The organism is Actinomadura keratinilytica (genome assembly GCF_039539665.1).
Taxonomy (GTDB): Bacteria; Actinomycetota; Actinomycetes; order Streptosporangiales; family Streptosporangiaceae; genus Spirillospora; species Spirillospora keratinilytica.
Genome location: NZ_BAABDO010000012.1, coordinates 90,901 through 102,457, shown reverse-complemented (window position 1 = coordinate 102,457; position 11,557 = coordinate 90,901). Strand labels below are relative to the sequence as shown.

Below are 11,557 nucleotides of genomic sequence, written 5' to 3'. Positions count from 1 at the left end.
GCCCCGTGCCGCCGTCGGCGCGAGACACAGCGCGAGGCACACCGGCGGCGCCGGCCACGCCGTCGCCTTGAGCGTCGCGGCCGCGCCCACGGCCAGGCCCGCCGTGCCGGGGCGGCCCCGTGCCGCCAGCGCCAGGCCCATGCACACCAGACCGATCACCGGGAGGTCGTCGCCGCCGACGGCCATCGGCAGCGCCACCAGCGGCGAGGCGGCCAGCACCAGCAGCGGCCGCGCCCGCACGTCCCCCAGCGGTCGGGCGGACGCGGTCAGCAGCACGGCGAACACGCCCGCGAACAGCAGCCGCGCGTCCACCCCCGCGAGCACGTGCGGGACGCCGAACAGCGCCATCCCCGGCAGGTACGGGTTTCAGACCTCGTAGCCGCCTGCGACCGGCTCGGGCGACGGGTACGGCGTGCCGTGCTCCAGCAGGTGCGCACCCGACCGGTGCACGACGCCCACCTCCGGCTGGGCGTGACCGGTGGCCACCAGGACGGCCAGCGGCACCAGCACCGCGCCGCACGCCACCACCGCCGGGACCGCAGGGCCGCCGCCGCGCCTGGCGGCGAGCACCGCGCCGAGCGCGTAGGCGGCGGCCGCGACCGTTCCCCAGCCCCGGTGCGGCCGAGCTGGGTCACCGCCGCCGTCACCGCCGCGAACACGGCGGACGCCCCGTACACCAGGGCCTCCGCCGGCGGCCGGAGACCGGCCGCGCGCATCACTTTCACCGCATCCCTCCACAGGCCGCCTGAGCTGCGCTTTCGTCGCAGACCAGGCAACCGGGAAGGAGAGCGGAGAGCACTACGTCTGGTTGCCCTTCCGAGGTAGACCTAGCCATACCCCGGTTGTCCACCGCACCGGAGGTGGGGCTGTCCCCACCGGAATTCTGCGGGGCGCGCCAGTGCGCCGGAGCCCGTCCGGCCGGTTGGCTTGGCGGCATGACATCCACCACCGCCGAGGCGGCGGCCGAGCATGTCCGCGACGACCGGGTCGCGATCGCCACGAACTTGGTCAAGACCTACGGGAAGGGCGACGGCGCGGTGGCCGCGCTGCGCGGCGTGTCCGCGGCGTTCACCAGGGGCCAGTTCACCGCGATCATGGGGCCGTCCGGGTCCGGCAAGTCGACGTTCCTGCACTGCCTGGCCGGGCTGGACACCGTCGACTCCGGCACGGTCGTGATCGGCGGCGTCGACATCACCGGGCTGTCGCGCACGCAGCTGACCCGGCTGCGCCGCGACCGGCTGGGGTTCGTCTTCCAGGCGTTCAACCTGCTGCCGATGCTGACCGCCGAGGAGAACATCCGGCTCACCGGGCGGCTGGCGGGCGCCCGGGCCGACCAGCGGTGGTTCGACACGCTCGTGGACGCGCTCGGCCTGCGCGGCCGCCTGCACCACCGGCCCGCCGAGATGTCCGGGGGGCAGCAGCAGCGGGTGGCCGTGGCGCGGGCGCTGCTGACCCGGCCGGAGGTGCTGTTCGCCGACGAGCCGACCGGCAACCTGGACTCCCGGTCCGGCGCCGAGGTGCTGGGGTTCCTGCGCTCGGCCGTCGACTCCTACCGGCAGACGGTGATCATGGTGACGCACGACCCGAAGGCCGCCGCGTACGCCGACCGGGTGCTGTTCCTGGCCGACGGGAACATCGTCGACGAACTGGCCGCCCCGACCATCGACGCCGTGCACGCCCGCATGCGCAGGCTGGAGGGCTGACGGCGTGGGCGACCCCATCTGGCTGATCGCGCGCCGCTCGTTCGCCGAGGGCTGGATGCGGCTGACCGCCACGCTGCTGGCCGCGCTCGGCTCCATCGCGCTGATCGCGGGCTCCCTGCAGTTCACGCTGCGCGCGCAGGAGGCGGTGGCGGGCAGCAACGCCAGCGAGTACGCCCGCACCGACGTGCTGGTGCAGGGCGGCACGGTCGACGCCGACGACATCTACGCGCTGCCGGACGGCCGGGTGCGGCTGGACCGGGTCGCGTCCCATCCCGGGGTCGCCGCCGCCGCCGGGGACGCCGTGGTGCCGGTGACGGCCGCCCGGCCCGGCGGGAAGGCGATCACCGCCGCGGTGGAGGGCGCCACGCTGCTGCGTCCGTGGATCGCCGACCGGCGGCTGAACCCCTATCACCTGGAGGCCGGGCGCGCCCCGGCCGCCGACGGGGAGGTGGCCGTCTCCCAGCACATCGCGCGGGCCGGGAAGGTGGGCGTCGGCGACACCCTGACGCTGCTGCTGCCCCGCGAGACCCGGCGGGTGCGGATCGCGGGGATCGTCACCGTCCAGGGCCGCGGCTCGGTCGCCGTCGGCGACCTGGTGCTGGCACCGCCGGACACCGTCGCGCGCGCCGCCGGGCTGCCCGCCGGGACGTGGCACAGCGTCTGGGTGAAGACCGCCCCGGGCGTGTCCGCGAAGCGGCTGCGCGGCGAACTCGCCCGCGCCCTGGGCGGCGAGGTGACCGTGCGGACGGGCGCAGCCGTGCGCGCCGCGATGCGCGCCGGCACGGAGGGGGCCGGGACGTCCATCGGCGGTGCGATCGGCATGCTCGCCTCCGTCGCGATCTTCGTGGGCCTGTTCGTGGTGGCCAACACGTTCGGCACGCTGGTGCGCCAGCGCACCCGGCGGCTGGCGCTGCTCGGCGCGATCGGCGCCACGCCGCGGCAGCTCAAACGGCTGATCCGGTTCGAGGCGCTCGCGGTCGGCGCGATCGCCTCGGCGGGCGGGGTGGCCGCGGGCTATCCGGTGTCGGCGCTGCTCACCCGGCTGTTCGCCAAGGACGGCTTCGACATCTCCGCCGCCGACGCCCAGTTCGGCTGGGCGGCGCTGCTGCTGCCCGCCGCGGCCGGCATCCTGGTCACCCAGCTCGCCGCGTGGCGGGCCGCGCGCCGCGCCGCCGGGATCTCGCCCATGCAGGCGCTGCGCACCACCGCCGCCGAGACGCCGGGCCGCCGCTGGCCCCGGCTGGCGGGCGCGGCCGCGGTGTTCGCCCTGGCGGCCGGCTGGTACGGGCTGTCGTTCGTGCTGAACATGGAGGAACCGCCCGGCCCCGAACGCACGGTCGGCAGCGCGTTGATGATCATGTTCGCGACGATGACGGGCGTGGCCGGGCTGGCGGTGCTGGCCCCGTTCTTCGTCGGCCCGCTGGGCGGCCTGGTCGGCCGGATCGGGATGCTGGTCAGCGGCGAGGCCGGGCGGCTGGCCCGCGCCACCATCACCCGCAGCCCGCGCCGGGTGTCGGCGGCCGCCTCGTCGCTGATGCTGGGCGTGGCGCTGGCCGCCTCCACGGCGCTGATCATGCTGTCGGTGCACGCGCGGTTCGACGAGGCCGGCCGGCAGGTGCTGGCCGCCGACCACGCGATCACCGCCACCGGGCTGGCGTCCGACGGCGCCGCCGCTCCCCTGCCGCGCGACGTGGCGGCCCGGGCGGCGGCCGTCCCCGGCGTGACCCGGGCGACGGCGCTCACCCAGACCGAGGTCAAGCTCGTCTCGCCGCCGCCGCGCCGCCCGTCCCCGGAGGAGCCGCCCGAGCCGTTCCACATCCTGGTCAGCGGCGCCGACCAGCGCGGCCTGCGCGACGTGCTGCGGCTCGGCGGCCGGCTGCCCGAGCTGCGTCCCGGCGAGATCGGCCTGACCTCGGCCGTCATGGAGGCCCAGGGCCTGCGCCGCGGCCAGCGCATCACCGTGCGGGGCGCGACGGGACGGGTCACGCTGACGGTGGCGGCCGCCTACCACGACCCGTCGCACCTGTTCGCCGACCAGGCCCTGGTGGCGCCCGCGACGATGGACAAGCTCGACCCGAACGCCGTCACGCAGGCGGTGCTGGTGCGCGGCGGCTCGGCCGACGCCCTGGCGCGGGCCGTGGCGGACGTGCCCGGCGCCGAGGTGCTCGACCGCGACGCCTACGTCGACATCGCCGCCGACAACCTCACCCGGGGCCTGAACGTGCTGTACGGGTTCCTCGGCATGGCGCTGGTGCTGGCCCTGTTCGGCATGGCCACCACCGTGTCGATGAGCGTCGCCGAACGCACCCGCGAGTTCGGGCTGCTCGGCGCGGTCGGCACGACGATGGCGCAGATCCGCTCGATCGTCCGCTGGGAGGCGGCCACCGTGGTCGTCCTCGGCACCCTGCTCGGCCTGGGCACCGCGCTCGGCACGGTCGTCCTCCTGTATGTGACGACCGGCAGCTCGTTCTTCCGGCCGCAGGCACCGTGGTGGCTGTTCCCGCTGGTGGCGGCCGGGGCCGCCGCGGCCGCCCTGGCGACCTCGGCGCTGCCCGCCCGCCGCGCGGCCGCCGTCCCCATCCTGGAGGCCACCAGGGCGGAGTGACCGGCTAGCGGTAGGCGCCGCGGCGGTGGCAGCCGGTGAGATGGTCGTCGACCAGCCCGCACGCCTGCATGAGGGCGTACACGGTGGTCGGGCCGACGAACCGGAACCCGTGCTTCTTCAGCTCCTTGGCCAGGGCCTTGGAGGCGGGGGTGGACGCGGGGACGTCGGCGGTGGACTCCGGGGCGGGCGCCTCGGGGTCGGCGTACCGCCAGACCGTCGCGGCCAGGCCGCCGGGCAGGTCCAGCGCGGCCCGGGCGTTGGCGATCGCCGCCTCGATCTTCGCCCGGTTGCGGACGATCGCCGGGTCGCCCATCAGGCGTTCGACGTCGGAGGCGTCGAACGCCGCGACCTTCTCGGGGTCGAACCCGGCGAACGCGGCCCGGAAGCCCTCGCGTTTGCGCAGGATCGTCAGCCAGGACAGGCCCGACTGGAACGCCTCCAGGCACAGCCGCTCGTACAGCCCCCGGTCGTCGCGGACCGGGCGCCCCCATTCGTCGTCGTGGTAGGCGACGTAGTCGGGCGTCGACACACCCCAGGGGCAGCGCGCCAGACCGTCCTCGCCGAGGATCGCCGTGCTCATCGCCCCGTTCTACCGCACGCCCCCGACAATCCCGACCTTCCGCCGCCCCCGGCCGACGCAGCGGGTTCGGTCAGGGCCGACAGGAGGCGGGCGCGGTGGGGCGGTTTACGGGCGGTCGTCCTCGTCATGCCGTTTGGCCAGGTCGACGGGGTTCCCGACGGTGGGGTCGGCGGGCTCGCCGCCGGGCCGGTCGGCCTGCTCGGAGTCGTCCCACGGGGCCCGCTCGCCCGAACCGTAAAGTTTCGGTTCGATCTCGCGGTCATACGGGGCGTACGGGTCGTCCGGGACATCCAACCCCGCGTCGCCGAGGCGGCGCCGCAGCGTGTCGACCTGCCGTTCCAGTTCGGCCACCCGCACGTCCCGCTCCGACAGCGCGTACGCCAGCCGGTTCAGCGTCTCGTCGGCGACCTCCACCTGGTAGCCCCACAGGCCGCGCGGCAGCCGCAGCATCGCCACGTCCGGTGCGGTGAGGGCGTGCCCCGCCGGCAGCCGGAACGGCGGATGGTCGGGACGGGCCGGAGCCAGCTCGCCCCCGCGCCCCATGGCGAGGACCACGACGGCGCCCAGCACGGCCAGGCCGGCCAGGACGAGCACCACAACCACGATCTCGCTCCGATCTGTCGACGCCTCCGCATGACGATCGTGCCACGATCCGGCCGCGAACATGCGTGAGCAGCGTGTCGCCCCGCGGCGGCCCCGCCCGAAGACGCGGCCCGGGGAAGACTGCGCTCTCAGGCGCGCAGGCGGTGCCAGGGACCGGTGATGGCGAAGGTGACGCCGGGCTCCTGCCGGTTGGCGAACAGCGTCCGGCCGTCCGGGGAGAACGTCACGCCCGTCATCTCGCTGTCGTTGAAGGCGTTGCGGGCGAAGGCGAACGGCTTGCCCTTGCGGGTGGTGCCGACGAGGTACTGCTCGCCGTCGCCGTCCTCGGCCAGGATCACGCCGCCGCCGTACGGGGAGACGGTGATGTTGTCGGGGCCGTCGAACCGGCCGCCCGGCGTGAACACCAGCTCCAGCTCGATCGTCCGGCGGTGCGGGTCGTACTTCCACACCTGCCCGGCGTGGTCGGCGGCGGCGCCGTCACCGGTGCGCGAGTAGCTGGCGACGAAGTAGGCCTTGCCGTGGCCCCACCAGGCGCCCTCCAGCTTCTGGCTGCGGGTGATCTTGTCGAACTGCTTGCGGGTGGAGGTGGCGGCGGCCGACGGGTCGGGCACCTTCACCCACGTGACGCGGAACGTGGCGCCCGGCTCCCGCACGACCGACAGGTCCGGCAGCTCGGGCACGTACATCGCCTCCAGCAGACCGCCCGCCATGTAGCTGTGGTAGCCGCCCCGGTGCACCTTCGGGGTGAACCGGTAGAACAGGCCGAACGGGTCGGCGGCGTCCTCGGTGAGGTAGGCGACGTTGGTGCGCGGGTCGATCGCGACCGCCTCGTGCGCGAACCGGCCCATGCCCTTGATCGGCTCGGGCCTGGTGAGCCGGCCGGCCGGGTCGACCTCGAACACCCAGCCGTGGGACTTGGTCTGCCCGCCGAAGCCCTCGGTCTCCTCGCAGGTCAGCCAGGTGCCCCAGGGGGTGCGGCCGCCGGCGCAGTTGGTGGACGTCCCGGCGAGGCTGATGTACTGCGAGACCAGCCTGCCGTCGCGGTCGACGTCCAGGGTGGTGGTGCCGCCGTAGGCGGCCGGGTCGTACACCAGGCGGGAGGGGGCGACGGGCTTGACGCCGCTCGCGGTCTGCTCGTGGTTGCGCACCAGGCGGGTGACCCCCGGACGGGGGCCCTTGAACGTGGCGGCGCCGTCGTGCTTGCCCGGGACCAGCACGCCGTCGGTGATGGTGTCGCCCTGGGCGGAGATGGTCGTGTACGAGAAGCCCTTGGGCAGGTCGAGCTGCCCCTTGGGGTCGGGCACCAGCGGGCCGTAGCCGTACGCCTCTCCGGCATCGGCTCCCGCGGCGGTCTGGAAGATCGTGTCGAGGCTGCCGGCCAGGGCGATGGACAGCGCGCCGGCGGCGCCGCCCTTCACCACCCCGCGACGGGACACGGACATGGGCTCTCCTTCGGGTCGTGCTCTGGCCACGCGGGAGCCTGGTCGGCGCCGGTGAACCGGTGGTGAACCGGTGCGGACGGACCCGGAAAAACCGCAGGACGCCGTCCGCCCGGCAGGCCGCGGCGGGCCCGCCGGGCGGGATCGGCTCACGGTTGCGGGGGGCTTGCGGGGCGGCCCGCAGGACCGCTGGTCACGGCTCGGCCTCGGCGTAGTCCTCCGGGGTCGCCTGGATGCGCGGCCAGGACCGCTCCAACAGGTCGAACGCCTCGGCGACCGACCCTGCCCAGCCGATCGCGTCGAAGACCTTCGGTCGGGCGAACCCCTGGTCGGCCAGGCCGCGCATGAGGTCGCGCAGCGGCTCGTACACGCCGAAGGGGTCGAGCACCACCAGCGGCTTGTCGTGCATGCCGAGCACCCGGGAGGTCCAGATCTCGAACAGCTCCTCCAGCGTGCCGATGCCGCCGGGCAGCACCAGGAACGCGTCGCTGCGCCGGTCCATCTCGCCCTTGCGGCTGCGCATGTCCGGCGTGACGACCAGCTCGTCGCTGTCGTGGTCGGCCAACTCCAGGCCGGCCAGCCCCTCGGGGATCACCCCGACGGTGCGGGCACCGCCCGCCCGTGCGGCGCGGGCCACCGCGCCCATGCACGACACCTGGCCGCCGCCGCTGACCAGGCTGTAGCCGCGGCGGGCCAGTTCGGCGCCGACCTCGGCGGCCAGGTCGACGAACTTGCGGTCGATCCGGCTGCTGGAGGCGCAGAACACGCACACCGCCTTGCCGGAGGCCGCGGGCTGGGCCTGGCTCATCAGGTGCCGTCCGCCCCCGCCTGGGCGGCCGCGCGGGCCGCCGCCTCCTCCCGGGCCTGCCGCTCCTGCTCGCGGTGCGCCTCGACGATGACGCGCACGACCTCGTCGGGGTCGTCGGTGAGGTGCACCAGGTCGAGGTCCTCGGGGGAGATCTTGCCGGACGGCAGCATGGTCGTCCTGATCCACTCCAGCAGGCCGCCCCAGAACTCGGTGCCGACCAGCACGATCGGGAACCGGGTGATCTTGCCGGTCTGGACCAGGGTGATGGCCTCGAACAGCTCGTCCAGCGTGCCGAACCCGCCGGGCAGCACCACGAACGCCTGGGCGTACTTGACGAACATCGTCTTGCGGACGAAGAAGTAGCGGAACTCCAGGCCGATGTCGAGGTAGTCGTTGAGCTTCTGCTCGAACGGCAGCTCGATGCCCAGCCCCACCGACAGGCCGCCGGCGTCGTCGCAGCCCTTGTTGGCCGCCTCCATGATCCCCGGCCCGCCGCCGGTGATGACCGCGTAGCCCGCCTCGTGCAGCCGGGCGCCGATCTCGACGGCCAGCTCGTACTCCTCCGAGCCGGGCTTGGTGCGGGCGCTGCCGAACACGCTGACCGCCTGCGGCAGCTCGGCCAGCAGCCCGAAGCCCTCCACGAACTCCGCCTGTATCCGCATCACCCGCCACGGGTCGGCGTGGACCCAGTCGGCCGACCCGCGGCCGTCCAGAAGCCTTTGGTCGGTGGTCGTCTGCGGCACGGCCCTGCCCCGCAGCACCGCGGGCCCCTGCCGCCGCTCCGGGGTACTCACATCCGATGTCATGCCCTCACCGTAGCCAAGGGCCCTGGGCGGATCCCTCCGATTAAAAGCGAGGTGTCACGGACAGGGCAGGCGAGACGCCCCGGGCGGACCGGCCCGGGACGGACGCGCTCAGGACGTGAGCCAGGCGCGCATGCGGCGCTCGCACTCGCGGATCAGCGGGATCTCGACGTACTCGTCCTTGGTGTGGGCCAGGGTGGGCTCGCCGGGGCCGTAGTTGACGGCCGGGACGCCGAGCTCGGCGAACTGGGCGACGTCGGTCCAGCCCAGCTTGGCGCGCACCGGGGCGCCGGTGGCCGCGACGAAGGCGGCGGCCGCCGGGTGGGTGAGGCCGGGGCGGGCGGCGGGGGCCCCGTCCGTGACCGCCACGTCGAACCCGGCGAACAGGTCCCGCAGGTACGCCACGGCCTTGTCGAGCGACTTGTCGGGGGCGAAGCGGTAGTTGACGGTCACGACGCACTCGTCGGGGATCACGTTGCCGGCGACGCCGCCCCTGATGAACACCGCGTTGAGGCCCTCGTGGTACTCCAGGCCGTCCACGACCGGACGCGCCGGCTCGTAGGCGCGCAGCACGTCCAGGATCGTGCCGGCGGCGTGGATGGCGTTGGACCCCATCCAGGCGCGCGCGCTGTGCGCCCGCGCGCCCGTCGCGGTGACGTCGACGCGCACCGTGCCCTGGCAGCCGCCCTCGATCTGCCCGGCGGTGGGCTCCATCAGCACCGCGAAGTCGCCCTCCAGCAGCTCCGGGCGCACCGAGGCCAGGCGGCGCAGGCCGTTGCGGTCGGCCTCGACCTCCTCGCACTCGTAGAACACGTAGGTGACGTCGCGGCTCGGCTCCGGCACGGTGGCGGCCAGCCGCAGCGCCACGGCCAGCCCGGACTTCATGTCCGTGGTGCCGCACCCGTACAGCCGGTCGCCCTCCATCCGGGACGGCAGGTTGCCGTTCAGCGGGACGGTGTCCAGATGGCCCGCTATCACGACGCGCTCGGCGCGCCCCAGGCCGGTGCGGGCGACGACGGCGTCGCCGTCGCGCTCCACCGTCAGGTGCGGCAGGGGCCGCAGGGCCGCCTCGACCGCGTCGGCGAGGGCGCGCTCGGCGCCGCTCACCGACTCGATGTCGACGACCGCCGCGGTCAGCTCCGCCACGTCCGCGTGCAGATCGAGCCGCATGCCGCCGTCCTCAGGTGTTGATGCCGTGGTCGCGGAGGATGTCGTTCAGCTCGGCCTTGTCGTGCCGCTGCCCCTCCTCCAGCCGCTTGAGCACCAGCACCGCGGGCATGCCGAACGTGCCGCCCTTGAACTCCTTGATCCGGGTGCCGCCGACCGCCACGCACCAGTCGGGGATGCGGCCCCGGCTGATCTCCTCGCCCGTCTCCACGTCGATGACCGGCATGGACGCCGACAGGTTCGTCCCGGAGCCGACCACCGCGCCGCGGCCGACCCGGGCCCCCTCGACGATCATCGACCGGCTGCCGATCATGGCGTCGTCCTCGATGACCACCGGCACCGCGTTCGGCGGCTCCAGCACGCCGCCGATGCCCACCCCGCCCGACAGGTGGACGTTCTTGCCGATCTGCGCGCACGACCCCACGGTCGCCCAGGTGTCGACCATGGTGCCGGAGTCGACGTAGGCGCCGATGTTGGTGAACGACGGCATCAGCACCACGCCGGGCGCCAGGTAGGAGCCCCACCGGGCGATCGCGCCGGGCACCACGCGCACGCCGTCCAGGCGGCTCTTGAGCGGAATGCGGTCGTGGTACTGGAAGTCGCCCACCTGCGACCGCACCATGCCGAGCACCTTGAAGCTGAGCAGGATCGCCCGCTTGGCCCGCTCGTCGACGACGACCTCGTCGGTCTCGGGGTCCACCTGGGCGACCCGGGCCCGGCCGGTGTCGATCTGGTCGACGGCCGCCACGATGGCCGCGCGGGCCTCGGAGTCGTCCGGAGAAAGATCGGCTCGCCGCTCCCACAGCTCGTCGATGACGCCGGAGATCGGGCTGGTGAACGTTTGGGTCATGGCTCCTGAGCTTACTGGTGGCCATTCCCCGGTACGGTCGTCGCGTGACCGCATGGGCGAGGAGGCTGACGACCACCCGGTGGCGCTGGGCCGCCGTCACGCTGGTCGTGGTGGTGGGGCTGGCCGCGGGCGGGTACGCGCTGTACCTGCGGGCCCGCCCCTACCTGCACGGCTCCAACTGCGAGGTGCGCACGACGCTGGGCAAGATGCCGCTCGACCTGGAGCAGGCCGCCAACGCCGCCACCATCGCCGCGGTGGCGTACCGCAAGGAGCTGCCCGAGCGGGCGGCGGTGATCGCCTACGCCACCGCGATCCAGGAGTCGCGCATCCGCAACCTGCCGGACGGCGACCGCGACTCGGTGGGCATGTTCCAGCAGCGCCCGTCGCAGGGCTGGGGCACCCCCGACAAGCTGCGCGACCCGGTGCAGTCCACCAGCAAGTTCTTCGACGCGCTGGTCAAGGTGAAGGACTACCTGGACCGCGACCTGCACGACGCGGCGCAGCGGGTGCAGCGCAGCGCCGACGGCACCGCCTACGCCCAGCACGAACCGGACGGCAAGCTGCTGGCGCGGGCGTTCACCGGCCGCGAGGCGGCGGCGGTGCGGTGCTGGTTCTCCCCCGACAAGCGCACCTCGCCGCGGCGCCCGGAGGCGATCCGGGAGATGCGGCGCGCGTTCGGCAGCCACCTGCAGGTGGAGACGGCGGCGCAGCGCGCGGCGGGCGGCGGGACCGGCGACGCCGCGGCGGCCGGGCGCGACTTCGAGGCGATCCGCGTCTCCAACCAGCGCACCGGGTGGGCGGTGGCCTCGTGGGCCGTCACCCACGCCCAGGTGTACGGGCTGACGGAGGTGCGGTACGCGGGCCGGCACTGGACCGTCGAGGAGGGCCACGACGGCTGGACCAAGGACGCCGAGGCCCCCACCACGAAGGTGATCATCCGCTGACATCCGGCCGGAATCACTTTGTGCGAACCTTTGCGATCTCCGTGTGATCTCATGT

12 protein-coding genes are annotated in these 11,557 nt (G+C 74.3%); 3 read left to right on the top strand and 9 right to left on the bottom strand.

Annotation, left to right across the window (positions count from 1 at the left end; all coding sequences use genetic code 11):
* Both ABD879_RS06870 and ABD879_RS06865 read right to left on the bottom strand, forming a co-directional pair.
* The coding region (locus tag ABD879_RS06870) for a hypothetical protein (protein ID WP_345018554.1) at positions 1-348 on the bottom strand (348 nt) is incomplete at its 3' end.
* Between the two features lie 18 nt (positions 349-366).
* Complete coding sequence (locus ABD879_RS06865) at positions 367-570, bottom strand: hypothetical protein (RefSeq protein ID WP_345018551.1); 204 nt, start codon at positions 568-570, stop codon at positions 367-369.
* Positions 571-935: 365 nt separating this feature from the next.
* Here ABD879_RS06865 and ABD879_RS06860 point away from each other — a divergent pair, with 365 nt between their 5' ends.
* Both ABD879_RS06860 and ABD879_RS06855 read left to right on the top strand, forming a co-directional pair.
* Complete coding sequence (locus tag ABD879_RS06860; protein ID WP_345018549.1) at positions 936-1,703, top strand: ABC transporter ATP-binding protein; 768 nt, start codon at positions 936-938, stop codon at positions 1,701-1,703.
* Between the two features lie 4 nt (positions 1,704-1,707).
* Positions 1,708-4,308 (top strand): FtsX-like permease family protein, encoded by a 2,601-nt coding sequence (locus ABD879_RS06855; RefSeq protein ID WP_345018547.1) that lies wholly within the window; start codon positions 1,708-1,710, stop codon positions 4,306-4,308.
* A gap of 4 nt (positions 4,309-4,312) precedes the next feature.
* Here ABD879_RS06855 and ABD879_RS06850 read toward each other — a convergent pair whose 3' ends face one another.
* The 7 genes from ABD879_RS06850 to ABD879_RS06820 form a co-directional block, all read right to left on the bottom strand.
* A complete protein-coding gene (locus ABD879_RS06850; RefSeq protein WP_345018545.1) occupies positions 4,313-4,888 on the bottom strand; it encodes a DNA-3-methyladenine glycosylase I in 576 nt (191 codons plus the stop codon).
* Between the two features lie 105 nt (positions 4,889-4,993).
* Positions 4,994-5,491, bottom strand: coding sequence for a hypothetical protein (locus ABD879_RS06845; protein WP_345018543.1), 498 nt, complete (start codon positions 5,489-5,491; stop codon positions 4,994-4,996).
* Between the two features lie 128 nt (positions 5,492-5,619).
* Positions 5,620-6,933, bottom strand: a complete 1,314-nt coding sequence (locus tag ABD879_RS06840; protein ID WP_345018541.1) for an alkaline phosphatase PhoX — start codon at positions 6,931-6,933, stop codon at positions 5,620-5,622.
* Between the two features lie 190 nt (positions 6,934-7,123).
* Positions 7,124-7,738, bottom strand: a complete 615-nt coding sequence (locus ABD879_RS06835) for an LOG family protein (protein WP_345018539.1) — start codon at positions 7,736-7,738, stop codon at positions 7,124-7,126.
* A complete protein-coding gene (locus tag ABD879_RS06830; RefSeq protein ID WP_345018537.1) occupies positions 7,738-8,544 on the bottom strand; it encodes an LOG family protein in 807 nt (268 codons plus the stop codon). Before ABD879_RS06830 ends, ABD879_RS06835 begins: the two co-directional genes overlap by 1 nt.
* Before the next feature lie 108 nt (positions 8,545-8,652).
* Positions 8,653-9,711, bottom strand: coding sequence for a succinyl-diaminopimelate desuccinylase (gene dapE, locus ABD879_RS06825; protein ID WP_345018536.1), 1,059 nt, complete (start codon positions 9,709-9,711; stop codon positions 8,653-8,655).
* Between the two features lie 10 nt (positions 9,712-9,721).
* A complete protein-coding gene (locus tag ABD879_RS06820; RefSeq protein ID WP_345018534.1) occupies positions 9,722-10,558 on the bottom strand; it encodes a 2,3,4,5-tetrahydropyridine-2,6-dicarboxylate N-succinyltransferase in 837 nt (278 codons plus the stop codon).
* Positions 10,559-10,602: 44 nt separating this feature from the next.
* Here ABD879_RS06820 and ABD879_RS06815 point away from each other — a divergent pair, with 44 nt between their 5' ends.
* A complete protein-coding gene (locus ABD879_RS06815) occupies positions 10,603-11,502 on the top strand; it encodes a hypothetical protein (protein WP_345018533.1) in 900 nt (299 codons plus the stop codon).
* Positions 11,503-11,557 lie beyond the last annotated feature (55 nt).